We start from the raw sequence: 24322 nt of genomic DNA on the forward strand, positions 1-24322 counted from the left end.
TAAGCGCTAAAGCGCTAACTCCCGTCGACAAGGAGAGCAGTCAATGAGTGAGTCCATGAAGGGAAAGGTTGCCGCCATCACAGGTGCTGCATCAGGTATCGGCCTTGAGTGCGCGCGCACCCTGATAGCAGAGGGCGCCAAAGTCGTTCTGATCGACCGTGCGAAGGAGAGGCTCGATCAAATTTGCGCGGAACTCGGGCCGAATGCGTTGCCACTGGTCGTGGATCTGCTACAACCGTCCGAAGTTTCAGCCATGTTGCCGAAGATCCTCGACCTCGCCGGCGGCCTCGATATCTTCCATGCGAACGCCGGTGCCTACGTCGGCGGCGAAGTGGTAGACGGAAATCCGGACGAGTGGGATCGCATGCTCAACCTGAACGTCAATGCGGCGTTCCGCTCAGTCCACGCCGTGCTGCCGCACATGGTCACGCAGAAGTCGGGCGACATCATCTTCACCAGTTCCATCGCCGGTATCGTTCCGGTCGTGTGGGAGCCGATCTACACCGCCTCCAAATTTGCGGTGCAGGCGTTCGTTCATACGACCCGCCGCCAGCTCGCCAGGCATGGCGTGCGGGTCGGTGCGGTGGCGCCGGGCCCGGTCGTCACGGCGCTGCTCGACGACTGGCCGAAGGCGAAGATGGACGAGGCGCTCGCCTCAGGCAGTCTGATGCAACCGAAGGAAGTCGCCGATGCGGTGCTCTTCATGCTGACGCGGCCACGCAACGTCACGATCCGCGATATCGTGATCCTTCCGAACAGCGTCGACCTTTGAAAGGCGTTGATAGACGCAGGATCTGGCGTTGGCCCGACGCCGATCTGAAACGCCTTCAATCACATCCGCAAGCGGCCGCTCGAAGCCCACATTTCTAGCGACGGCCGCTGCGACCCCACACGTAGCGCACCCAACGTTGCCATCGGCTCTCTTGCGCAGCGGTAGCATTGCGCTTTGCCCGCTCTTCGCGGTCGCGCTCGACGCTCTTCTGAACCTGTTCGTGGATCTGGCGCAACGTCGAGCCACCAGGTCCTTTCAATTCGTCCGGATCGGATTTGTCTGTCATGGGAAGAACTCATTCCTGAGAAAATCGATTTGATCTTGATACATACGGGCGGGCGCGGCAAGCGCAGCCACTGCCTTCGAATCTGCAGGACTGGCACAATCGAGATGCTCTTCGATCCGCTCGGGAATCCTTATGCCAGACGCCGTTACGCCTTCGCCGCCTCCGCGGGCTATCGCCCCGCTGTTTGCCCTGTTCCCCTTCATGCGTCCGTATGCCGGGCGCTGGGCGCTCGCGTTCCTCGCGCTGGTGACGTCGGCGGGCGCCACCCTGGCGTTGCCGGTGGCGTTCAAATACCTGATTGACCGTGGCTTCGCCGCGGGCGACCGTGCGCACATCGATCGCTACTTCCTCGCGCTATTCGCTGTTTCGCTGGTACTGGCCGGCGCCACGGCACTGCGCTTCTACCTCGTGTCGGGGCTGGGCGAACGGGTCACGGCTGATTTGCGGAGGGCGGTCTACGACCACGTGCTGGAGATGAGTCCACAGTTCTTCGAAACCACGCAGACCGGAGAGGTGCTGTCGCGGCTCACCACCGACACCACCTTGATTCAGACGGTGGTGGGCACCAGCCTGTCGCTGGGCTTACGCAACTTCTTCCTGCTTACCGGTGGCGTGGCAATGCTGGCAGTCACCAGTCCGGTGCTGTCAGGCTACATCATCGCTACGCTGGTCGTGGTGGCCGCTCCTATCGTTATCTTCGGCCGGCGCGTGCGGCGACTCTCGCGCGCCAGCCAGGACAAGGTGGCGAACGCGAGTGCGCTGGCGGGCGAGGTCCTCAATGCGATGCCGACCGTGCAGTCGTATACGCAGGAGCCGTTTGAGGCCCGGCGGTTTGCGAGCGCAGTGGAGGCGGCCTTTGAAACGGCGCTCTCGCGCATTCGGGCGCGTGCCTGGTTGACGGCGGTGGTTATCGTGCTGGTGTTCGCCGCCGTCGTGTTCGTCCTCTGGCTTGGGGCGCAGGCTGTGCTGGCCGGGCGGATGACGGCCGGCCAGTTGTCCCAGTTCATCCTCTACGCAGTGTTCACCGCAGGCGCTGTGGGAGCGGTCGCCGAAGTGTGGGGCGATCTGCAGCGGGCTGCCGGCGCCACCGAACGTTTGTTGCAACTGTTGGCGGCACGGTCTCCGGTGGTGCAGGCCGAGGCCACAGAAGCGCTGCCTACGCGTGGGGACGGCATCCGCTTCGACAATGTTGGCTTTTCGTATCCGTCCCGCCCCGGTATCCCTGCGCTCTCCGGACTCTCACTCGAGGTCCGCGCGGGCGAGCATGTCGCGCTGGTTGGACCGTCTGGCGCGGGCAAAACTACGCTGTTCCAACTTTTGCTGCGCTTTTACGACCCCCAGGCGGGCAGCATTCTGATCAACGGCGTGCCGACGCGGCAGGTGCCGCTCGTCGAATTGCGCAAGACAATCGGGGTGGTGCTGCAGGAATCCGTGATCTTCTCGGGCAGCGTGCTCGACAACATTCGCTACGGCGCGCCGGACGCCACACTCGCACAAGTGCAGCGGGCTGCCCAAATGGCCGCTGCGGCCGGCTTTATCGAAGAACTGCCACAAGGCTACGACACGTTTCTAGGGGAGCGCGGAGTACGGCTGTCTGGCGGACAGCGCCAACGCATTGCAATCGCCCGCGCGATCCTGAAAGATCCTCCCATCCTGCTGCTGGACGAGGCGACCAGCGCGCTCGATGCCGCCAGCGAACGCCTCGTACAAAAGGCGCTGGACAATGCCGCGCTGAATCGCACCACGCTGGTCATCGCACACCGCCTCGCGACCGTACAGCGAGCCGACCGCATTGTTGTGCTGGAGCGAGGACGCATCGTCGCGCAGGGTCGTCACGCCGACCTTCTTCTGAACTCGCCGCTCTATGCCCAGCTTGCCGCCCTGCAGTTCGGCGAGCAGCTAGGGCGAAGGGGGCAGAGCGGGGCTGTGTGCGATCGTGTCGATTCTGCGTGAAGGCGCGATTCGGGTTGGCACGGCCGACCACAAGTCTCAAAAGATTGACGAGAGTTCACTAGATCAGCATTACGCTTTTTGGATGGCTCCTGCTAACCAATAAGGACGTTAGGGCCAAGCGCCGTGGAAAGCAGTCACCATCGCATTCGGCGCGAAATGCAAGCCTGGGCAGAATATCGAAGTTCTGCTCAGAGAATTGGGCTCCATCCGCAGAGACTCAAATTACTTGAGGCGGAATGGACTGCGCGGTATTTGCGCGGGTAGCCTCGGAAAACCAACATCATTGGAATACGAAATGCGCGATCTGTATGACCTTCAGCGCTTTGTCGACGCCCAGGACCCGGTGTACGCCCAGGTATGCGAAGAATTGAGGCATGGCCGTAAGCGAAGCCACTGGATGTGGTTCGTGTTTCCGCAAATCCAGGGCCTCGGGGCAAGCGCAATGGCGCGGCGGTTCGCGATCTCGTCGTTGGCCGAGGCCGAAGCCTATCTGCGCCATCCGTTACTCGGCCCACGGCTGCGCGAATCGACGCAACTGGTCAACCTTGTCAACGAGCGCTCCATAGAGGAAATTTTCGGGTATCCGGATTACCTCAAGTTTCGATCGTCGATCACCCTGTTCGCGCACGCCACGAGCGACAGCGACGTATTTGTGGAAGCTCTGCGCAAGTACTTCGACGGTGAAGCCGATCCGCAGACTCTGCAGCTGCTCTAGGCCGCTTTTGTCCCGAGTCTGCGCGCGTGCCGGAGCGGATTTCGGAATTTCAGTGACCGCACAAGTATGTTGTCATTTCCCGCTCGCATCTGATGCGCGGGACCGGTAGAGCAGCAGATGATCGGTGCTGGATTCGGATAGCCAGACCTCGCCCGGGCGCCCCATCATCTGACGTACGTTCGCGTGCGCGCGCGGCAGTGGAAACACGTCGAACCGTTCGGCACGCGGATCAAAGCGCACGAGCGCGTTGGCGCTCCATTCACTGAGCCAGACGATATCCTTGTCGTCGACAAATATTGCGTACGGGTGAGGATCGTTGCCGGGCAGTCGCCATTCGCGCCACTGGTGCGTCACGGGATCAAATACGCCGACTTGTCCCACGTTCCACTCGCTGACCCAGACGCGTCCCTTCGAATCGGCCCATACGCGGCGCGCACCTTGGTTCGACGTCGGCGGTTCGATGACCTGCGCCGCACCGCTCGCGGGGTCGATGCGGCCGAGATAACTTCCGGCCAGCGATGCGAAATACAGGTCACCGCGCGGGGTCACGCAGATGCCGTACGGCCCGGGCCCGCGCGGCGCATCGAAGACTCGAATGCGGGCGCGTCGCGGATCGAGTTCGCCATAGACGCCGCTTTGTCCGGTAAACCACAGATGCCCTTGTTTGTCGAATACGGCGGTGTTGAGATTGGCGCCTGGCCGGTCCTTAGGCAGGGGAAAACGCGTGACGTCTAGCGTCCCCGGATCGATGCGCACGATCGCGTTCTGACCGCCGTCAGTTACCCACGCAGCGCGATCGGGACCCACGATTACGCCGTGCGGCGCCGATCCGGCGCCGAGCGCAACCTTGTCAATCCTGCCGCTACGCGGGTCCAACCGTCCGACCGTGCCCTGTGCCTGCGCGGTGTACCACACGGTGCCGTCCTGCGCCGGTGCGACGTCATGCGGCGCGCTGCCGGTCGGAACAGCGAAGCTCTCGAACGACGGCGGCTGGAGCTGCGCGTGCGCCGGGCCGATGGTGAGTGCAGCGCTCGCCAAAGCAAACGCGAACCACAGTGCCAGACGTGCTTCGAGAATCGTGTTCACCGTTGCGACAACCCGTTTCCTCGTGATCGCCAACATGCTCACCTCCGTGTCGCGGATGAGGTTCAAAGGGCGCTGATGGATTCTGATTGTTGCACTTATCTGTAGCCGTTGCTGCGCCAACTCTGTCCATGCGTGTATGGATGAGAGTCCCGTTGGCCTTGTTGGTGCGACATGCATGCTCAGCCAACTTTTGCAGTTGCGCCCACAGGGCCGCAATGCGCGTATCCGTTGGGCTGATGAATTGCCGGGGAGGCCAAAAGCGAATGGCTGCTGTACTTTGGCGTTTGTCCGAGCGGAAGCAGCTACGAACGCGCTGGGGAATTGAGTCGGTCACCCGCCGCTATTGAGGTCGAAAAACCGCATGCCGCCGTGGTAAACACAAAACGCGGTTGCCTGAAATCTCGAAATCTTCGTATCGGCCAAACGTTTGCTGTTTCACGCCACGCGGTCCGCAAGCCGCGCTACGGACCACTATGATCCATCAAAGGCGACGCAAAACGCATGGCGAGCACGAGAGCGTGCAATGTGCTGCATGAAGTATTGTGTTCGGCGCCAAGCCGCCGGTCTACGACGGCCCAGAATTCAGACCCACGAGAAAGTGCGAGGGTGATTAATTTCGTTCGTAGAAATCTGGCGGCTTCGCCAACCTGGATTCTTGCGGGGCGAACCCATGACCTACATGGGTGATTTTATTTCGAGGGCTCGGAATGCAATTACTTCGGACTACATGTAATCGAAGGTCGAGGCTCAGGGCACTCGGAGAGATGAAGAACGTAAGCGCAACACGCGGTGATTTACAGGGCTGTCCAATGGACGGAAAGCCGGACTAATTTCTTACTGAACGCCCAACTCTGCCGGGTAAGTACTGCGCTGATGGAAGGCCCGACAAGTCAACCTTAAACGCTCGATCAAGCTTGTTGCTAAGGGAGGTGCCTATCGCAGATGCTTCGAGTCATGCCCCCTCATACCGGTTGATCGCCGCCCCGACCCTTCCGGGCGATGCTATTTCGGACTTACGAATTGCGTCCGTCGTGACGCAAAACGGTTCCGTCGTCGTACCGCGGTTGCTTTCGTCTCTCACTCGTCTACCCAGCACGTATCTCGTGAACCGCAGGTTGCGTGGCCCTGTTTGCATTAGTCCCGCGCCTGCCTTTATGGTCAAACGCTTTCATCGGGAGAATTGGCATGCGAATTAACACATCTATCTCCGTTGTTGCCGTAGCCCTCGGCCTTAGCGTCGCTTACCCGGCGCTCGCCGGGGAAAATGACGATGACACCGGGGCACGCTGCACGCTGCCGCAAGGGACGGTCTCGTTGGTCGAGAAGCAGCTTTTCACTGTCGTCAACCTGAGTGACGCCAACGGAGGCATTTTCAAACCGAACCGGATGTGGGCGGCAATCGTGGACCGTGAGGGCCATCTCTGTTCCGTGATCAAGACGGGAGACGCATGGCCGGGCAGCCGTGCAATCGCCATTGCAAAAGCGTACACGGCGAATGGCTTTAGCAATGATGCGCTCGCGCTCTCAACCGCCAACCTGTACGCGGCGACGCAGCCCGGTGGATCGCTCTACGGGCTTAACAATTCCAACCCGTTCAATCCTCGTTTCCTCGAACGGGGCACCGGAATCGGCCATACAGTCGGCGGCGTCATCACGTTCGGCGGAGGGGTCGCACTCTACGCCGGCGGCAAGGTCATCGGCGGCCTGGGGGTGAGTGGCGACAGCGCGTGCGCCGATCACGCCATCGCGTATCGAATGCGCAAGCTCGCCGGTCTCGGCACAGTCCCGAAGGGCCAGGGGCCGAACAACACCGACAACATCGTCTACGCTGCAAGCTCGTCACCGATGGGCTTCGAGCACCCGCATTGCTTTCCGAGCGACCTGAGTGCGAGCGCTATTGAGAACGTTGGCGGCCGATAATGGACGACGCGTGACTACCCGCTAGTGAAGAGGTAGGGCGGATACAAGGAGGCCGGCGGTGAATGGACGATTAGTGTCTGCACCACATGTCCTGGCCTACAATGGTTAGTCGGGGTGTTGCACGCCGCCCGGTCTTCGTCAGTAGCAGCACGTGCAAGATTTGTGCTGGAGGGATGCCATGCCGACTTACCAATATCGTTGCGAAAAGTGCCATGAGACTTTCGAACGCGTTGAACATCTCGCAGAGCATGAAGCCGCCCATCCGCAATGCCCCAAGTGCGGAAGCGAAGAGGTTCAGCACGTACTCACGCAATTTGTCGCAAAGACGTCGAGAAAGAGTTGAGATCTGCCCACATCATTCGCTTTTTTGGTGCGGTGACACTTCCCCAAACGAATGACGTCTGCGCGGCGCGTGTATTGCTGCGTGCAAGACTTGTGCGCTAGTTGCTGTAGTGTGACCGGGTTCGGCTATCTACGGGTGTTCGCCCACGCCGTCGCATGGATACACGGACGTCAGATACGCGCAGATAGCGGGGCGGGCTTAAAAAAGTCGAGGCTTTTCACGCCTGGTTCTTGTCATAGCAGGCGTGATTGCTTCTGCGCATCGCCAATCGACTATGGACGACGCGGCACGCGATTTGTTAGTTCCACTCCGAGCCGGACTTGAGTACGCTGACATCGTTCGACGTGAGCGCGGTCGCTGGCTGGACGCCTTCGGCTTCGGCCCGATCGAGACGCCGTCTCGCGTGGTGCGCTCCTGGCCCGGGGCGGAGCTTCGCGCGTATGGAGAGACGGGCCAGGTTTCACAGCCCTCATCCGCCGCGGCTCTGCTCATCGTCCCGGCACCAATCAAGCAGGCCTATATCTGGGATCTCGCTCCCGAGGTGAGCGTGGTGCGCCGCGCACTTGAGGCAGGTCTGCGGGTTTATCTCATTCGCTGGAAGGAGCTGAAGCGCGACGCCGCTGAACAGGATGACGGGCTAGCCGCCTACGCTGACAGCTTGATCGCGCAGAGTCTCGAAGCGATCGGTGCTGATGGGGGGCGTCGGGCGACCGTCCCGGTCGTGCTGGTGGGGCATTCATTGGGCGGCACACTTGCGGCAATTTTCACCGCTCTGCATCCGGAGACCGTGCGGGCCCTCGTCATCCTTGAAGCACCTGTCTGTTTCGCTGGGTCTGCCGCCGGCGCTTTCGCGCCTCTGGCGCAATGGGCACCGCCTGCCGACGCGATCGTCGCCGCACTGGGCGGCCAGGTGCCCGGTTCGTTTCTCAATCTCGTCTGCACGTCCGCGGCACCTGACGAATTTCAGTGGGAACGTTGGCAGGACGTCGCGCTAAGCTCTTCTGATCCATTGGCCCTATGGCTGCACCTTAGGGTGGAGCGCTGGACGCACGACGAGTTCGCATTGCCAGGCCGGCTCTTCGCGGAGGTGGTCGAATATCTATATCGCGAGGATCGGTTCTCGCGCGGAACGTTGAACATCGACGGCCGCTTGGCCGCGCCGGCTCACATCAGCGTGCCGGTGTTGGCCGTATTCAATCCGCGCAGCCGCATCGTACCGGCGGTATCCATCGTGCCGTTCATCGGCGCTTTGGCGATGCACACCGACGCCCAGGCGCTGCGCTACGAGGGCGACACCGGCGTTGCATTACAGCATGTGGGTGTCCTCGTTGGCCGCAACGCCCATCTCAGGCTGTGGCCGGTGATCCTGGACTGGATCCGGCAGCACTGCCAACGCACCGCAGAGAGGTGAAACGCTGTTCAAGGTGACGGCTCAATGCGGCCAGTTGTGGACGTCGGCGGGCGCTATCGGACAGACATTCGAATGTCGCCTGCACCGGTTGAATCCGCCCGAGGCAGCGGACATTCGCGCCGATTCCGTGTCCGGAGGTTTGTTGGCCTTGCCACACAATCCGGATCGTGGGCAAAGGCTGGCCGGGACCGTCATCCGGATGTGTGCACCCATGCGCAGACGGATCGTCCGCTCCCTGAGCCTGATTGTCCGGACATGTCGGACGCATGTTCTGGACGCGCCTTCAACTCGTCCCCGGCGTGACACCTGTCCAATTTCAGTCATCCCGATCCCATGGGGGCGCCCCGCCGAATGCATCGACCAGGAAATCGATCATTACACGCACTCTGGCGCTCAGGTGTCGACGGCTCGGGTACATGGCGAGTATGTCGATCTCAGGCAGACGATACTCAGGCAACACGTGAACGAGCGTGCCGGCACGTAGGTCGTTGCCGATCAGGAAAGTGGGTTGCCAGATCACCCCTTGCCCGGCGAGTGCTGCTGCGCGCGCCGTATCGCCGTTATTCGTATGCATGTGACAGTCGACCTTCACCGTGTGAGTCTTGCCGCCACCATCGATCAGTTGCCACTCATCGCCGGTGGCTGCATAGGTGTACCCGATGCAGCAATGTTGCATCAGGTCCGCTGGCGCTGTCGGCACTCCCGCGCGAGCCAGGTAGTCCGGCGACGCGCAGAGAATGTTTTGCGATGTCGCCAGCTTGCGGGCTGCATGGTTCGAGGAGCCGGCTCGCGAAATGCGGATGGCGAGATCGTAACCTTCATCGACGATATCGACGACACGGTCAATCAGCCCAACGTCGAGTTCGATGCCAGGATATTTGCACATGAACTCCGGCCATAGCGGCGCAAGATACAGAATGCCGAAGCTCACGGGCGCATTGATTCGCAGGCGTCCGCGTGGTTCGACCGACGCGGATGACACAAGCCCCTCAGTCTCAGCGACATCGTCGAGAATGGACTTGCAGCGGGCGTAAAGCGTCTCGCCGCCCTCGGTCAGAGACAGCGTACGTGACGTGCGATTCAGCAGGCGCGTGCCAAGGTGCGCTTCCAGTTCATTCACATACCGGGTCACGTTGGCGGGCGACGTGCCGAGCACATCCGCGGCGCGCGCGAAGCCACCACGGCTCACCACCGTCACGAAAACCTCGAAGGCGCGCAAGCGGTCCATCCGAACCTCCTATCATTCACAAAAGCTGACTGATACGACCATTTTTTTGGCCTTTCCGCCATCAGGACTGAAGCTTATAGTGCTTCCACAGGCCAAGGCATAGGGCACTGGCTAACACATCAGGAGAGAGAGAACATGCAACGCTTGACCGGAAAAGTCGCTATCGTGACAGGTGCCAGTGCAGGCATTGGCCGCGCTACTGCAAAGCTGTTCGCGAAGGAGGGCGCCAAGGTGGTCATTGCGGCCCGTCGCGCGGCGGAACTCGAAACGCTCGCCGCGGAGATCGCGAGCGAAGGCGGCGAAGCCGCGTATCTGGCGGGCGACGTGCAATCGGAGGACTTCGCGAAGGCGCTGGTGGAACTTGCAGTCGGCCGCTTCGGCCGTCTGGACATCGCCTACAACAACGCCGGTACGCTCGGCGAGATGGGCCCGAGCACCGGCATTTCCGAAGCCGGCTGGAACGCCGCGCTTGCGACCAATCTGACCAGTGCGTTCCTCGGAGCGAAGCACCAGATACCTGAAATGCTGAAGCAAGGTGGCGGATCGATCATCTTCACGTCGACGTTCGTCGGTTACTCGTTCGCGTTTCCCGGTACTGCGGCTTACGCGGCGAGCAAGGCCGGGCTGATCGGTCTGACGCAGGCGCTCGCCGCCGAGTACGGCGCGCAAGGCGTGCGCGTCAACGCGGTGTTGCCGGGCGCCGTCGACACGGAGATGTATCGCGGCATGAACGGCAGCGATGAATCGCAGGCATTCGTGACCGGCCTGCATGCGCTCAAGCGCGTCGCCAAGCCAGAAGAACTGGCGCGTTCGGTGCTCTATCTCGCGTCGGACGATTCGTCCTTCGTGACCGGCACCGCCTCACTGGTCGATGGTGGCGCATCGATTACACGTACGTGAACCTCCTGGCGGCATCCGGCGTTCAAGCCCCGATGCCGTCGTCATTACTTCATCCATAGAAAGGAAATCACTCGTGCACTTGAATCCCACAGGCAAACTCGCACCGGTGAGCGGCAGCACAGCCGGCATCGGTTAGGCTATCGCCAGCACGTTGGCGCAGGAAGGCGCTCGTGTGATCGTGAACGGCCGCTCGCAGTCATCCGTGGATGACGTGGTCGCACAACTGAAAGCCGAGACGGGCACCGACGCGCAGGGATTTGCGGGCGACCTCCCGTGCTGCGTGATTAAGCGAATGCCCGTTGTACCTCGGAAGCTGCCCTTGATTTCGCGTTGAGCCGAAGGGCCGAAGAGGGTCGCGTGACGAAGTTCGCACCGCAGTCGCCGCAGTGGCGCGGCGGAAAACTGTGGATTTCGGCAACCGGGTAGGCAGCCGTCAGGTTGTGGTGACTGGGATCACCCTTTTATTTGAACTTTGTCGGTCTCTTTAGGGGCGGTTCCGAAGCACACGAACCCGCCTCACCATCCCCTAAGATGAACAGTTGCGATCGGCTGGAGCGGGCGTCGCCATGCCGTCATGGTCGCGCCCACCGTACCTCGCATTACTGCGACTCTTGTGGCTTCTGATGCTTGCGGTGCTTGTGCGAACCATGATGGCTCGGGCGGGTACTGGTCGGTCCCGACGTGTTGTCTCCTCCGGCAGTCGGGGCCGCCGTCGCCGCGCCGTGCGCATTGCCGCCGCCTGATCCGCCGTTGCCGTTCCCGCCCGCTTGCGCACTCGCTGTGCCAGAAACGGCCAATGCGGCCAGCAGTACAAGCATCGATTGAATGCCTCGCATGTTTTGCTCCTGTAGTTGACCCCTCGCTCGGACGAAGCGGCCGTCACCGCGCCGCAGACGCATGAGAGCATATGCAATGCCTGAAAGGGGCGCGAGGCAGTCTGGCGCCGACATCGCTTCTCGCGATCTTTTGTGCCCCAGATAACAGTTAGCGCGGACGCAGCGTGTGAAGATCCGTTGCACGAATCGCTGACGCGGTGTACGCAGCGACATTCAAAAACGATAAGCGCGATACGGGGACATCGACATGAAAAAACATCCAGGCTTACTCTTCGCCCTGCTGCTCGCGGGCTGTGGTGGCGGCGGAGGCGGCAGCAGCGCCAGCACGTCATCAGCAGCACCTGCGTCCACCAGTCCCAAGGCATGTACAGATGGCCCGTACACGACGGACGCTGCAAAAGTTTGCACCGACGCAAGCGGCAATCTCGTCACGGCATATGTCTATGTGCAGCCGAACACGGTCATTCCGGACGGCACGGTCATCACCGCGGATACCACGTGGCAGGCGAGCGGCTCTCCCTATTTTCTCGCCGGCACGGTGCGGGTCGCGCCGGGCGTCACGTTAACAATCCCCGACAATACGGTCGTGGAGACGTACCGCTCCGTACCCTGTACGGCCGACTGCGTGGGTACGATTCCGACAAAAGGGATCATCAACGTGGCGGGCACGCTCAACGTGGGAAGCCAGGGTCCGGTTCAACTGCTGGGCGTGACGGCTGCCAACACCTCGTTGACGCAAGACGCGGGTGGCGGTGTGGTCAGCATCACGCATACGGTCTTGCAAGACGCATTCGTGCAGATCAGCGACGTCGCGCCGTTCTCGATGACATACAGCCAGGCTACGCATCTGAACGTGACGCCGATCGTTCGCAACGGCGTGACCACCTTCGAACCCGGCACGAACGGCTACCCGCGCTTAAGCAGGTCCGCGACCGTGACGGGCAATACGTTCGTCGACTCCGCAGCCTTCGCTTTTGATCCGTCGGTCTTCGTGCAAAACAACCTGTTCATCAACATGGTCGACCCACTCGTGTTGATCGACGCGTTCCCGGCCGCTGGACAGCCGCCCAGCGGCATCGCGCAACGGAACTCGTTTCTCTTCAAGAAGGATTCACCGAATTTGAATCGCATCGTGATCGAGTCTCACGGCACTTACAACGCTTCCACGGTTCATTCGCTCCACTTCTCGAATAACTTCTGGGGCGTGACGGATAACACGACCATCCAGTCGCGCGTGCTGGACAGCACCGACACGGCCAACCCGCGGCTGCCCAACGTGATCCTCTACGCACCGCCGCTGCAGACTCCCGATCCCGCCACGCCGGCGGACCCGCAGAGCGCCACGCCGAATGTGTAAGCACTGAGACAGCGCGATCGGCGTTGGGCGGTGCCGAGCGCAGCACCGCCCACTCGTCCAGATGGCTCACTGGCGCGGCGCGTAACGCCGCGCACACCACAGCCTCTACGTAGGCCCTGACCCGTCATTCGGAACATGACGCTCCTCGCCCGAAATAGCCGCACCGGTGAGATCGTTGCGCAAGTCGCCATGTTGCCACGTGCACGCATGGTCGTCCGGCAAGCAATCACTCTTGCTGAGCGGGAGTAGCATCGGAATCGCCTTGTACGAGGGCGTGCCGCTGCGGGCATCGCAGTCGTGCAACGCGACGAGCCCGTTCGCATCGGGATAGTAAGCAGCCATTGAGCTGCGCGGGACGGGACACCAGTCTAGTCAAGTTCATGAAGAAAATCGGGGACCGCACTTCCAATCGAGGCAAGATATCCCGCCATAGCGCCGGCAACTTTTCGCACGGCAGGACGTGCGATCATCCGTTCACGCCAAGCCAGCAGGTTAGGCGTCTCCCCTGTTATCGGCGCACCCTTGCGCGCGCCGAACAACTGCGCCATGTAGAACGCAATGTCGGCATAGGAATACGTCTCGGCCAGAAATTCTCGAGCCGCAAGAACTCGTTCCATGCGTCGATAGTATTGCAACGCTTCGTTGCGCGCAGTCTGCGCCGCAGGATCATGCGGCGCATCTTCAAGTCCCATCAGTCGGACAATGTGGGGAAAATAGATTTCATCGCTGCAGTGTTCGAGTTGACGCGCCATGGCGCGCGCCTCGGGATGCGCCGGCCATAAGGCGGGATTGGGCTTCAGGTCTTCAAAATACTCAAATATTTGCGTGGAATCAAAAATCTCCAGGTTGCCGTCTATTAGTACCGGCACCTGATGGTTCGGATTGACGCGCAATACATCTGGATGTTTGGGGTTGTAACCGCGCAGTTGGTCGAACGGAGCCATCACCAGTTCGAAGTCGATGCCCTTTTCGTGCGCGGCGATCTCGACCTTGGCACCGAACATGCTCAGGGGTCCAGAAATTATTTTCATTTGTCTCTCTTCAATTGGTCCTGTGTCTCGCGACAAACTCACGACCGAACAGATCGATCAACACGTCGCGTTTTTGGCGATGAAGGGCGGCGTAGTTCAATGGCCTTGAGTTGCTTTTCGTGAATGCTCCTGTCCTTCTTTACCTTTGCATCGATAGAGCAGATGAGGGATGTGGCAGATAATAAGTCCGTTAACATGACACCTTATGTCATGTATTTGAGGTTGGGCGCCATTTATGAAAGCTAGCCGCCTTTTGTCGATCATGCTGATGCTGCAAGCACGCGGGCGTATGACCGCACCGGCTTTGGCTGAAGCACTGGAGGTTTCCGAGCGCACGATCTTGCGCGATATCGATCAGCTCTCTGCTGCTGGCGTGCCCATCTGGGGGGATCGAGGTCGCAACGGGGGATTTCAATTGCGGGAGGGCTGGAGTACCGATCTCACAGGGCTCACGGAGCACGAAGCGCATGCGCTGTTTCTGGCAGGTTTGCCAGGGCCTGCGACAGAACTGGGCTTGGACGGCATGGCAACCTCTGCGTGGCTAAAGATGATTGCCAGTCTGCCTCCGGACTCACGCGAGAAGGCTGATCGTGTCGCTAGCCGACTGCACATTGACACTGTGGATTGGTACCGTGCTCAAGAAACGCCGTTATTTCTGCGTGAAGTCGCCAATGCCGTGTGGAGTTCGTACCGTATCGAAGTGAAGTATGAAAGCTGGCATGGCTTATCCCGCCGCGAACTTGAGCCGCTCGGTTTGGTGCTCAAAGGAGGTACCTGGTACCTGATTGCCAAGGTGGTGGGCAGGCCCGGCGCACTGACCTTTCGACTAGCGAATATTAGTGAATTCAAGTCCTCCCGCCGCCGTTTCAAGCGTCCTGCGCGATTTGACCTGGCGAAGCACTGGCGTGACGCGATGGACCGCTACGAGACCGACCTTTATCGGTTGACGGCACATGTCGCCGTGTCGGCGCGTGGCGAAAATTGGTTGGCCAACGCGCGTATTAAAACCGCTCCGGTTTTGCAGGGTGCAAATAGTGCGGACGTGCCACCGGGATGGAAAGAGTTTTTGGTGCCCATCGAATCCATCGAGCACGGCGTGCGGAAGCTGCTGGAATACGGTTCAAATTTGAGGATCGTAGGGCCGCGCGAACTTAAGAATAAATTTATGGAAGAGTTGTCACAGTTGAAAGCGCTCTATAAGAGGAGCGCATAATTTTGGTGAGACGTGAAGCCAGGAAACCTGGACAATGAAGGCCGTGTTTGAACGGCCGTTGTCCGGCGAATCGAAGGGCAGTTGCGGGTCGACCTGAGCCAACCATTGAGAGCCGTCGCGCGCGTTCTCTTAAGCAACCAGCTCAGTCATAGCGTCGAATATCCATACCTGAGAAGTCGAGATTATTGCATACAGACGTATGCTGCGGATTTCAACGGTTCGATCATTCGGAACGGCGGCTTTTGAGAAGACCAGGAGGCGCCTCAGGCTCGACAAATGCGGAACCGCGGTTAACCCGCGGACGCTCAGGTCCTGGCACGAGTATCCGCTCAACCAGGCCGCGTCTGCGGGCATTCGGTCAGATACCAGGTGTCGACCCGGCGCTGCGCGACCTCCAGATCGGCTGGGTAATAGGGATCAAAGAACCATCCGGGGTGGTAGCCCGCTTCTTCCAGGGCCGCCAGTTCACTCATACTGCGCTCCCGTGTGACGGGTGCCTTGTTTCTGATCTCCGTCAGGTCGCGGCATTGCGTGGCGCTAAGGTGCGTTCGCGTGCCTGCCTGCATGCCGCCTGCGGTACATCCAGCGAGCAGGAGCGTCAGCGCCGAAAGCATCAGCCAGAGCCTGGTTGCGTTTTTCATTTCGCGTCTCCTTTGAATGAGGCAACGCTTACTGCGCATGGGCTATTCCCGGCCTGAGCCCGCGCGCCGGAACGGCCGCCGCGATAGGTATCCCACTCATGTATCAAAGGCCTTCTACTGGATGCGACGGCATCAGAACAGATGCAGTGTTCTAAAGACGTGTTACCTGTCTACCTGTATCGCGTTCTGTGAAGACGTGAACACAAGAAGATTGCCAGCATGCATCTCGATCAGGGTTAACCCATTCGAAACGCTGCACCAAAGGACATACAGTATGGTGCATGCCAGCCGGCCTCAAACGCGGGCATCTCCGCCCAGGCGTGTCCGGCGGTGTTTCCCTGGTTCCGCGTGATGAAAGGAGATGACAGATGGAAATCCGCGATCCTTCTTCCGGCCTCTACAACGAAGATCTCGCGCCCGCCAGGCAGCGCAACTGGGGCGCTTTCAGCATCTTCAACGTCTGGACCTCGGACGTGCACAGCCTGTGGGGCTACTATCTCGCCGCCAGCCTGTTCCTGCTGTGCGGTAGCTTTATCAACTTCCTGCTGGCGATCGGGCTCAGCTCGCTGGTGATCTTCGCGCTGATGAACCTGATTGGCTTTGCCGGCGAGAAGACCGGCGTGCCTTATCCGGTTCTGGCGCGCGCCTCTTTCGGCGTGTGGGGCGCCAACCTGGCGGCACTGGTTCGCGCCGTGGTGGCCTGCTTCTGGTACGGCGCGCAGACGGCTGCCGCGTCGGGTGCGATGGTCGCGCTGCTGATCCGCAGCGACAGCATGATGGCATTCCACAGGGGCACGCACTTCCTGGGCCACTCCGGGCTGGAGGTGATCTGCTACGCGATCATCTGGGCGCTGCAGTTGCTCATCATCCAGAAGGGCATGGAAACGGTGCGCAAATTCCAGGACTGGGCGGGTCCGGCGGTGTGGCTCGCGATGCTCATCCTGGCGATCGGCCTATGCGTCAAGGCCGGCGGCTTCTCGTTCGACCATGGCATTCCGATGAACGTGCTGCTCGAGAAGACCCGCGATGCCGGCGTCAGCGGCGAGCCCGGCTCGTTCTGGGCGCTGATGGCAGTAGGTGCGACCTGGATCACCTACTTTGCGGCGCTATACCTGAACTTCTGCGACTTCTCGCGCTACGCGAAGAACCGTAACGCAGTGAAGAAAGGAAATCTGTGGGGCCTGCCGGTCAACCTCATCGCGTTCTCGCTGGTCGCCGGCGTTACCACCATCGCTGCCTTCAAGGTCTACGGCGAAGTGCTGCTGCACCCCGAGCAGATCTCGGCCAAGTTCGACAGTTGGTTGCTGGCACTCATCGCGGCGCTGACCTTCGCGGTCGCCACGCTGGGCATCAACGTAGTGGCGAATTTCGTCTCGGCGGCGTTCGACATTTCCAACGTATTCCCTCGGCAGATCAGCTTCAAGAAGGGCGGCTACATCGCCGCGATCATTGCGCTGGTGCTCTACCCATTCGCGCCGTGGGAAGGCAACGCCGCGCACTTTGTCAACGCCATCGGTGCCACGATGGGCCCGCTGCTCGGGATTATTCTGGTGGACTACTATCTGGTGGCCAAGGGCAACGTCAACGTCGCGGCGCTCTACCACGAGCACGGCGAGTACCGCTATGAAAGCGGGTGGAACGTCAACGCGCTGGTCTCCGCCGCGGTCGGCAGCGTGTTTTCCACCTTCCTGCCTAACTTCACCAACCTGCTGCCGGTCTGGTGGAATACCTATGGGTGGTTCTTCGGCGTGGTGATCGGCGGCGGGATGTACCTGATCATGGCGACGCTGCGCCCGCGTACCGCGATCGCGCCGACCCGCGCTTGAGGGTTTTCCTGAGAAGCGTGTACGAGTGACAAACAGAGCGACAAGCGCGCGCACGCCACCGATCGGGCTACATGCCGCTTGCGGGGCTGAGAGTTCAAGCCTGCCGGCGCCGCCGCTCTCCGACAAGGTGCCGGGCTTCGTCTCGGCCGCCAGCACAGAGAACAGGCACCGCAACAATGCCGATGGTTGGACGATGGCGCTCATGCTAGGATTTCTCGCAAACAACTCCGGAGACTGCTATGCCGTTCATCTGCGAAAACGTCGAATGTCGTGCCGTCCTGGCCCGCGGGCAGGTCGGGTCCATTCGCGAGAACGAGGGGTGGTGCTTCTACTGCCCAGACTGCAAAGTGAGGAACGAGCTCAAGAACATTGGCGTGCCGGGCGGTCCTGTCGAGTTGATTCAGCCGGAGAGATCCGGTCTCCCGCACAAAGTCATTGCAACTGCTCGACCACTGGAGGACGGCAGGTACTCGGCGCAGTTGCGCGTACAAAGGGCACTCGGTATGAAGGGGACTTACGCGGCCGAAGAGAATTGGGAACAGCTCGGCGTGTTCCTTAACGCGCACGAGGCTGTCGCTCATGCGAAGTCCATTGCGGCAGACTGGCTGGGCGAAAAGGCATAGCCCAAGTGAGTGGAACGCTGGATTTGGCCGTGCGCGGATCTTTTGTGGCTGGTCCGCGCCCCCGATCCGCACGACAACCTGATGCTGTATGGCGCCGGTGCCGTGTAGGCAACGGTTCAGCTTTCGCTACGCTCAAATAAGCGAGGCCAATGGCCAGACACGACGTCAACATTTCAATACGTACAACATCACTCACGACGCTCCGACCGAAGCGACGTTCACAAATAGCTTGGCTGCTTCGTTGCCATGGGACAAAGCACGCAGTGCAAGGGAGAGTGCTAGCTGCGCGTCGTGGGCGACTGCACTGCGGTCCTGATCGAAGAGCTTGACGGCATGGCGCATATGCTGCGCGGCCTGGTCGTGAAGCTCCGCTGCCGTTGCATGATGTTTTGCCGCCATCTCGCTGTTTTTGCCGGAGCCGGTCGACGCAGGTGTTGCCGGCGGCGTACCGGTGCTGTGCGCACCGGCATCGTGTGCCTGGTCGATCGCATGCAAGGTGTGGCCGTGGGCCATCATCGACTGAAGGGCGGCGTGGGCATAGTCTTTACCGGCCTCGAAATGCCGCGACGCCTCCCGGTGATAGCGCGCTGCCTTCTCGTGATGTGACGCCGCGGCTTCCAGATGTTCTCTTTTATTGTGCTTCGTGTTCATACCGGCTCCTGTAAGAGTGGAGTGTAGGACTTACTCCATGGCGACCGATTCGAAGACGCGGTGGCGGGTCGCAAGCCACTGGATCCGAATTTACACGCACTTGCACTCTCGATGATGTTTTCCTCGCTTGGTAAGCTCGTGACACCACGGTCGGCTCATGCAGCGTGTCGTCCGCGTCCTACGTCAGCAGCAACGCAGAGAGCCGCTTTTCAACTGTCTCGATACAACTTAACGCGACCGGCACGACAGGATTAGCCGACGTATGGCTATAGAACAGTTGCACTGTCTCGAGAAAACGTGTGCCGTCTAACGGGAGGATTGCTAGCTTCTCGCTATTCACGCCATGACGCGCCACTGCCAGTGGCATCAAAGCGAGAAATGGATACGCCGCGATCATCGCTTCATTGGCTTGCAACGAGATCGATTGCACGCATCCATCGGGAAGCTCGAGTCCGCGTGCGTGCATCCACGCCTCGAGCGCGAGAAACGTAGGCGCTTCGCGCGGCGGCAGAATCCACGGCAGCCCGGAAAGATCGGCAGGGCTGATCGTGCGGCGCGCAGCGAGCGGATGATCGCGCCCGCACACCACCACGATTGGATCGTCGAGAACGGCATGCGAAGCGAAGGCCGCCGCTTCGGCGCGCGGCGGGGCAGTGCGGCTCAGGACGAAATCGAGCGCGCCGGCAGCGAGCATCGGAAACAGCCGGTCGCTGGTCGCTTCGTAAAAGCTCACGTTCACATGCGGCGCACGCTTTTTCAGTTCGATCACCAGTTCGGGCGCGAAGACGGGCATCACCGTCGCGACCGCGCCGACGGAAATTTTTCCGGATATGCCGCTCGTCAACGCATCGACTTCGAAACGCGCCTGCTCGAGCTGATGAAACACCTCGCGAGCGCGCTTAGTCAGTGTCTCGCCGACGGGCGTGAAAAACAGCCGGTTGCCGACGCGGGTGAGCACGGGAACGCCCAGACCCGCTTCCAGTTCTGCCAGCTGCTTTGACACGGCGGGCTGCGTGATATTGAGCTTCTGGGCGACGAGCCGGATCTGGCCAAGACTGTCGAACATCGTGAGCAGGCGCAGGTGGCTGAGCTTCAGCCCTGCCTGAAAAAAGCGTTCGATCGGATCCATGGAAGCAAGACCGGGAAAACGAATAACCGATGGTTATGCGCTTCGCAAAAAATGTCAATTGAAAGTCATGCGCCGCTGTACGACCATGAATCAAAGGAGACGCGGCACCAAAGAATCCGCCGCAAGACCACTGATGAAACCCACAAACGTCCTCTTCATCTTGTCCGACGAACATCAGCACAACCTGATGGGATGCGCCGGGCACCCGATCATCAAAACGCCCTCGCTCGACGCGCTCGCGCAGCGCGGCACGCGCTTCAGCAACGCCTACACGCCGTCGCCCATCTGCGTGCCGGCTCGCGCAAGTCTCGCGACTGGGCGCTACGTTCACGACATCCGCTGCTGGGACAACGCGGTCGCCTATGACGGCAGTCCTCCGGGCTGGGCGCAGCATCTGTCGGCGAGCGGCGTGCTGACGGAATCGATCGGCAAGCTGCACTACAAGTCGGAAGCGTCGCCGGTCGGGTTCGCGCGGCAGCATCACGCGGTGCATATCCTCGATGGCATCGGCCAGGTCTGGGGCTCGGTGCGCAATCCGATGCCGGAGACGATGGGCCGCTCGCCGCTCTATGACAAGATCGGTCCTGGCACATCGGATTACAACCGCTTCGATATGCGGGTTGCCGATACCGCGTGCGGGTGGCTCGGTGAACACGCGCGGGACGACAAACCCTGGGTGTTGTTCGTTGGACTCGTTGCGCCGCACTTTCCGCTCGTCGTGCCGCAACAGTACCTCGACCTCTACGATCCACGCGGGATTGACTTGCCGGCGTTGCATCCGTCGACGGGATATGTGCGGCATCCGTGGGTCGAGCGTCAGGCGCGCCATATGGATCACGACGCCGCCATCGGCAGCGATGAGCGCCGCCGCCTCGCTGTCGCTTGCTACTACGCGCTAGTGTCGTTCCTCGACGCGCAGGTCGGCAAGGTGCTCGCCGCGCTGCGGGAGAGCGGGCTCGACGAATCGACGACGATCATCTACAGCAGCGATCACGGCGACAATCTCGGCAAGCGCGGCATGTGGAACAAGTGCCTGATGTACCGCGAATCGACTGGCGTGCCGATGATCGTCGCCGGTCCCGGCATTCCGGTGGGGAAGGTGAGCGAAACGCCAGTGTCGCTTGTCGATATCCAGAACACGCTGCTCGAATGCACGGGTTGCGACGAAGCGCTGATCCGAAGTCCGGGCGAATCGTTGGCCCGTCTCGCCTGCGCAGACGACGCGCCTGAGCGCATCGCGTTCAGCGAATATCACGCGGTCGGTTCCGAGAGCGCTGCATACATGCTTGCGAACGCCCGCTATAAGTATCACCACTACGTCGGCATGCAGCCGGAACTGTTCGACGTGCAGAACGACCCCGAAGAACTGCATGATCTCGCGCCGCTGCCCGAATACACAAACGTGCTGGTCGGATTCGAAAAGCGCCTTAGAGCGCTGGTCGATCCGGAAGGCACCGACGCCGCCGCGAAAGCCGATCAGGACAGACTGGTCGAAGCATTCGGCGGCCGGGATGCCGCGCTGAAAACGGGCACGCCGGCTGCGACGCCGGTGCCCGTCGAATAGCGCGCGGCCCGAGACGCACAGACAACAACGATGACGGAGACAACTCGATGGCCTCAGCAGACATTGCGGCGCTTCCCAGCCAGCCAGCGATCAGGCAGAAGTGGAAGACGGTGATACTCGCGAGCCTCGGCGGCTCGCTGGAGATTTACGACTTCATCATCTACGGCGTATTTGCGCGCGAAATCGCGCGGCAGTTTTTTCCAGCCACCGATCCGCTTGCGTCATTGATCAGCACATTCAGCGTGTTCGCGATCGGCTATGTGTCGCGTCCGTTGGGCGGCATCGTGCTGAGCAGTCTCGGCGACCGCTTCGGACGGCGAATGATCTTTCTGGTGTCGGTGCTCGCGATGTCGGCGGCGACGATCGGCATCGGGCTGATTCCCAGCTATGCATCGATCGGCGTGATGGCGCCTGCGCTGCTCGTGCTGCTGCGTCTCGCGCAAGGTTTTTTCCTCGCAGGCGAATTACCGTGCTCGATCACTTACGTCGTTGAAGAGATTCCAGTGCGCGCGAGCCTCGTCAGCGGACTTGTGATCTTCTGTTTGAATTCCGGCGTACTGACGGCGACGCTGATCAGCCTCGCGCTGCATTCGCTGCTCAACGCCGCGGATGTACTCACGTACGGCTGGCGCATCGCCTTCATCTTCGGCGGCGTGATCGGTCTCGTCTCCTACTGGCTGCGTACATCGCTTGAAGAGTCGAAGGAATATCAGCGCCTCAAAAGCCACAAGGTGAAGCGCCCGTTCAGAAAAGTGCTGACCGGGTACCCGAAGCAGGTGGCGATCGGTGTCGGCGTGGCGGGGATCGTCAATGCGTCGAACAGCCTGCTCTTTGTCGTGCTGCCGTCTTACATGACGACGGTGTTGCACTACGCGCCCGCTACCGTCAGCGCCGGACAGAATCTCGGCATTGCGACGATGTCGGCCTCGTTGCTGCTCTTTGCGTGGCTCGGCGACACCATCCCTTCACGGCATTGGCACCGCCTCGGTTCGCTCGTCATGCTGTTCGGAAGCTATCCGTTCTATCGGCTCGTCGCGGCGCATCAGATCGATCCGTTCGTCGCGTTCATGACGATCGGCTTCGTTGGTGGGTTCGTGAACGGCGCATACGCGTATCTGCTTGCGGACCTGTTTCCGACCAACGTCCGCTTCAGCGGCATTGCGCTGTCGCTCAATCTCGCGACGGTCGTTTTTACAGGCATCACGCCGTTGGTTGTCACGCAACTGCTGCATCACACGGGTTCGACGACTGCGCCGGGCATCTTTTTGACAGGCATTGCGCTAATCGCGCTGCTTGCAGGGGCTTTCGTCAACCGCTTTAGCGGACAGATTGCACGCGCAACGAATTGAAGTCGCGAACCGCTGAAAGTCTGGGCGAGATCATCTACAACGTAGCACCATTAGAAGTGCCGCGTCAGCCGGGCAGTCATGATGATTCGGTCGGAACGAGTGCAGTTCAATTGTTCCTCGGTCGCGCGCGCCGATAGATCGACCATTCGCATCTGGACGCCGGCAGCATCGCACTCGCGATGCAAATTTGCAGACGTCTGGATGGCTTGCCGCTCGTCAGCAGATAGCGCAAGCGTTTTAGTACCTTGGCCCGCGCCCGGCCAGGCGTCGTCGTCAATTCTCTCATCGGCGACTTTCTATCGCCGCGATTCTACGCTCCCCCTCTCCTATTGCGACGCAACCGTTCGCCAGGCTTCGGTGAGGCGAGTCGGCGTCTTCAGCGATGCTGCGCGATGCGCCGCTACCTGCTTTTCGTCTTTCATTGCGAGTCCTTGATGGAGGCTAGTGAGTGGATGTCGAGCGTGCCCCGCTCATGCGCCCATTGAGCGCATCCCCAGTGTAGGAACAGCGCGTGCATAAAGTCCTGCAGAAAAAGATGAAAATTTCTGAGGCGCGTGCGGATACTCGCCGCGGCAGTCTTCGAGGACGGCTATTTAAGAACTATTAAGGGCTTCGACGATGGCGTGCTCTATGGACTCGATATTCTGGTTCTCGAGTTCCTCGCTTGGCGCTTCATGCGCCGCCGCGACGCGAGGGCGCGGATCGCGTTGCGCGTGCTGGCGTTCGGCCTATATTTTGTCTGCGTTGCCCAATAACGACGACAGTTTGATTGACTGACTGAATTCGATGTACTCACATATGGACTGATCGATAGAATCATCGTGGCCTGAGCACGGCCACATTCCATTTGATGCCGGACGGAACGTGCACGAGGCGGACACGATCAAGTTCCTCAAAACCGGCCCTCAACCGTTTCCATGTGTTCACGCCGTCGGCGTGGTGCCACATGCTGACGATAAGTATTCCGCCGGGCGCAAGAGATTGTGCGAATCGCCTGACATGGTCTTCCGGAGTTTTTAGGTAATAAAGTATTTCGTTAAAGACAATGACGTCGAACACCTCTGAAGTCTTGAACGCGGTGACATCCGCTACAGCGAACTCCGCTCCCTGGATGTTCAGCTGGCGCGCCTTCTCGATGGCGGCTGCCGACAGGTCGATACCCAGATAGCTGGATATTGCGGCACTCGAAAGCCAATGGGCCAGGATGCCTGTGCCGCACCCGACGTCCAGAATGCGCGCTGCCGGCTTGAAGTGCAGACAATATCCGAGAATCACACTATACCGGCCGACTTCCTTTGTGGTGGAAAGAAAGTCCCAAGCTCCGGAATCGTACTCGTGATTCCATGTCTTATCCGAGATTGAGGTGTTGCGAGGCGACAGAATCACGGCCTTGATCGCAACTGGCATGAACTTATGAATAGGCCATTCCAGAACTTTTTTGAGTAATCTTGCAGTGCTTGCAATCTCATTAGCAATGAACAAAGCTAC

The 24322-nt window shown here is 60.4% G+C and carries 24 protein-coding genes and 1 pseudogene; 15 read left to right on the forward strand and 10 right to left on the reverse strand.

Annotated elements, in window-relative coordinates:
• Nucleotides 1–43: 43 nt before the first annotated feature.
• Nucleotides 44–772: an SDR family oxidoreductase gene (locus C0Z16_RS19140; RefSeq protein ID WP_102633691.1), complete on the forward strand. Its 729-nt coding sequence runs from the start codon at nt 44–46 to the stop codon at nt 770–772.
• A gap of 94 nt (nt 773–866) precedes the next feature.
• Here C0Z16_RS19140 and C0Z16_RS19145 read toward each other — a convergent pair whose 3' ends face one another.
• Nucleotides 867–1058, reverse strand: a complete 192-nt coding sequence (locus C0Z16_RS19145; protein WP_102633692.1) for a hypothetical protein — start codon at nt 1056–1058, stop codon at nt 867–869.
• Nucleotides 1059–1190: 132 nt separating this feature from the next.
• On the opposite strand from C0Z16_RS19145, the gene C0Z16_RS19150 reads away from it, so the two are divergent.
• Nucleotides 1191–3011 carry an ABC transporter transmembrane domain-containing protein gene (locus tag C0Z16_RS19150; protein ID WP_102633693.1) on the forward strand — a complete coding sequence of 607 codons (1821 nt, stop codon included), beginning with the start codon at nt 1191–1193 and terminating at the stop codon, nt 3009–3011.
• A gap of 295 nt (nt 3012–3306) precedes the next feature.
• Nucleotides 3307–3726, forward strand: a complete 420-nt coding sequence (locus C0Z16_RS19155; RefSeq protein ID WP_102633694.1) for a DUF1810 domain-containing protein — start codon at nt 3307–3309, stop codon at nt 3724–3726.
• Nucleotides 3727–3798: 72 nt separating this feature from the next.
• Here the strand turns inward: C0Z16_RS19155 and C0Z16_RS19160 are convergent, their stop codons facing one another.
• Nucleotides 3799–4848 (reverse strand): Vgb family protein, encoded by a 1050-nt coding sequence (locus C0Z16_RS19160; RefSeq protein ID WP_102633695.1) that lies wholly within the window; start codon nt 4846–4848, stop codon nt 3799–3801.
• Between the two features lie 1083 nt (nt 4849–5931).
• On the opposite strand from C0Z16_RS19160, the gene C0Z16_RS19165 reads away from it, so the two are divergent.
• From C0Z16_RS19165 to C0Z16_RS19175, 3 genes are all read left to right on the forward strand, one after another.
• Nucleotides 5932–6732: a GlcG/HbpS family heme-binding protein gene (locus C0Z16_RS19165; protein WP_244201280.1), complete on the forward strand. Its 801-nt coding sequence runs from the start codon at nt 5932–5934 to the stop codon at nt 6730–6732.
• Nucleotides 6733–6910: 178 nt separating this feature from the next.
• Nucleotides 6911–7075 carry an FmdB family zinc ribbon protein gene (locus tag C0Z16_RS19170; RefSeq protein ID WP_102633697.1) on the forward strand — a complete coding sequence of 55 codons (165 nt, stop codon included), beginning with the start codon at nt 6911–6913 and terminating at the stop codon, nt 7073–7075.
• Between the two features lie 274 nt (nt 7076–7349).
• Nucleotides 7350–8486, forward strand: a complete 1137-nt coding sequence (locus C0Z16_RS19175) for an alpha/beta fold hydrolase (protein ID WP_146014322.1) — start codon at nt 7350–7352, stop codon at nt 8484–8486.
• A 316-nt stretch (nt 8487–8802) separates the two neighbouring features.
• Here C0Z16_RS19175 and C0Z16_RS19180 read toward each other — a convergent pair whose 3' ends face one another.
• Nucleotides 8803–9714, reverse strand: a complete 912-nt coding sequence (locus C0Z16_RS19180) for a LysR family transcriptional regulator (RefSeq protein ID WP_102633698.1) — start codon at nt 9712–9714, stop codon at nt 8803–8805.
• A 135-nt stretch (nt 9715–9849) separates the two neighbouring features.
• Between C0Z16_RS19180 and C0Z16_RS19185 the strand changes: the two genes are divergently transcribed.
• Nucleotides 9850–10614: an SDR family oxidoreductase gene (locus C0Z16_RS19185; protein ID WP_102633699.1), complete on the forward strand. Its 765-nt coding sequence runs from the start codon at nt 9850–9852 to the stop codon at nt 10612–10614.
• A 73-nt stretch (nt 10615–10687) separates the two neighbouring features.
• Nucleotides 10688–10885: pseudogene (locus C0Z16_RS38795) on the forward strand (SDR family NAD(P)-dependent oxidoreductase); the annotation flags it as partial.
• A gap of 328 nt (nt 10886–11213) precedes the next feature.
• On the opposite strand, the gene C0Z16_RS19195 reads toward C0Z16_RS38795, so the two are convergent.
• A complete protein-coding gene (locus C0Z16_RS19195) occupies nt 11214–11450 on the reverse strand; it encodes a hypothetical protein (RefSeq protein ID WP_102633700.1) in 237 nt (78 codons plus the stop codon).
• A gap of 247 nt (nt 11451–11697) precedes the next feature.
• On the opposite strand from C0Z16_RS19195, the gene C0Z16_RS19200 reads away from it, so the two are divergent.
• Nucleotides 11698–12807, forward strand: coding sequence for a hypothetical protein (locus tag C0Z16_RS19200; protein WP_102633701.1), 1110 nt, complete (start codon nt 11698–11700; stop codon nt 12805–12807).
• A gap of 105 nt (nt 12808–12912) precedes the next feature.
• On the opposite strand, the gene C0Z16_RS19205 is transcribed toward C0Z16_RS19200, so the two are convergent.
• Together C0Z16_RS19205 and C0Z16_RS19210 are read right to left on the reverse strand one after the other, a co-directional pair.
• On the reverse strand, nt 12913–13149 hold the full coding sequence (locus C0Z16_RS19205) for a hypothetical protein (RefSeq protein WP_175130694.1): 237 nt from the start codon (nt 13147–13149) through the stop codon (nt 12913–12915).
• A 26-nt stretch (nt 13150–13175) separates the two neighbouring features.
• On the reverse strand, nt 13176–13838 hold the full coding sequence (locus C0Z16_RS19210) for a glutathione S-transferase family protein (protein ID WP_102633702.1): 663 nt from the start codon (nt 13836–13838) through the stop codon (nt 13176–13178).
• Between the two features lie 235 nt (nt 13839–14073).
• Here C0Z16_RS19210 and C0Z16_RS19215 point away from each other — a divergent pair, with 235 nt between their 5' ends.
• The gene (locus tag C0Z16_RS19215) at nt 14074–15051 is read left to right on the forward strand and encodes a helix-turn-helix transcriptional regulator (protein WP_102633703.1); all 978 of its coding nucleotides are present in this window, start codon (nt 14074–14076) and stop codon (nt 15049–15051) included.
• A gap of 329 nt (nt 15052–15380) precedes the next feature.
• On the opposite strand, the gene C0Z16_RS19220 is transcribed toward C0Z16_RS19215, so the two are convergent.
• Nucleotides 15381–15692, reverse strand: coding sequence for a DUF4148 domain-containing protein (locus tag C0Z16_RS19220; RefSeq protein ID WP_102633704.1), 312 nt, complete (start codon nt 15690–15692; stop codon nt 15381–15383).
• A 368-nt stretch (nt 15693–16060) separates the two neighbouring features.
• On the opposite strand from C0Z16_RS19220, the gene C0Z16_RS19225 reads away from it, so the two are divergent.
• Both C0Z16_RS19225 and C0Z16_RS19230 read left to right on the forward strand, forming a co-directional pair.
• Nucleotides 16061–17518, forward strand: a complete 1458-nt coding sequence (locus C0Z16_RS19225; RefSeq protein WP_102633705.1) for an NCS1 family nucleobase:cation symporter-1 — start codon at nt 16061–16063, stop codon at nt 17516–17518.
• 239 nt (nt 17519–17757) lie between these two features.
• On the forward strand, nt 17758–18141 hold the full coding sequence (locus C0Z16_RS19230; protein WP_102633706.1) for a hypothetical protein: 384 nt from the start codon (nt 17758–17760) through the stop codon (nt 18139–18141).
• 192 nt (nt 18142–18333) lie between these two features.
• Here the strand turns inward: C0Z16_RS19230 and C0Z16_RS37790 are convergent, their stop codons facing one another.
• Nucleotides 18334–18792: a soluble NSF attachment family protein gene (locus C0Z16_RS37790; protein WP_158244500.1), complete on the reverse strand. Its 459-nt coding sequence runs from the start codon at nt 18790–18792 to the stop codon at nt 18334–18336.
• A 178-nt stretch (nt 18793–18970) separates the two neighbouring features.
• Complete coding sequence (locus C0Z16_RS19240; RefSeq protein ID WP_102633708.1) at nt 18971–19921, reverse strand: LysR family transcriptional regulator; 951 nt, start codon at nt 19919–19921, stop codon at nt 18971–18973.
• Nucleotides 19922–20054: 133 nt separating this feature from the next.
• Between C0Z16_RS19240 and C0Z16_RS19245 the strand changes: the two genes are divergently transcribed.
• The 3 genes from C0Z16_RS19245 to C0Z16_RS19260 all read left to right on the forward strand — a co-directional run bounded on the left by C0Z16_RS19245 (nt 20055) and on the right by C0Z16_RS19260 (nt 23589).
• Complete coding sequence (locus tag C0Z16_RS19245; RefSeq protein WP_102633709.1) at nt 20055–21485, forward strand: sulfatase-like hydrolase/transferase; 1431 nt, start codon at nt 20055–20057, stop codon at nt 21483–21485.
• Nucleotides 21486–21532: 47 nt separating this feature from the next.
• The gene (locus C0Z16_RS19250; protein ID WP_102633710.1) at nt 21533–22834 is read left to right on the forward strand and encodes an MFS transporter; all 1302 of its coding nucleotides are present in this window, start codon (nt 21533–21535) and stop codon (nt 22832–22834) included.
• Between the two features lie 554 nt (nt 22835–23388).
• A complete protein-coding gene (locus C0Z16_RS19260; RefSeq protein WP_102633711.1) occupies nt 23389–23589 on the forward strand; it encodes a hypothetical protein in 201 nt (66 codons plus the stop codon).
• Nucleotides 23590–23650: 61 nt separating this feature from the next.
• Here C0Z16_RS19260 and C0Z16_RS19265 read toward each other — a convergent pair whose 3' ends face one another.
• Nucleotides 23651–24316: a class I SAM-dependent methyltransferase gene (locus C0Z16_RS19265; RefSeq protein WP_244201281.1), complete on the reverse strand. Its 666-nt coding sequence runs from the start codon at nt 24314–24316 to the stop codon at nt 23651–23653.
• Nucleotides 24317–24322: the final 6 nt, after the last annotated feature.

The organism is Paraburkholderia rhynchosiae, assembly GCF_002879865.1.
In the GTDB taxonomy this organism is placed as follows: Bacteria; Pseudomonadota; Gammaproteobacteria; order Burkholderiales; family Burkholderiaceae; genus Paraburkholderia; species Paraburkholderia rhynchosiae.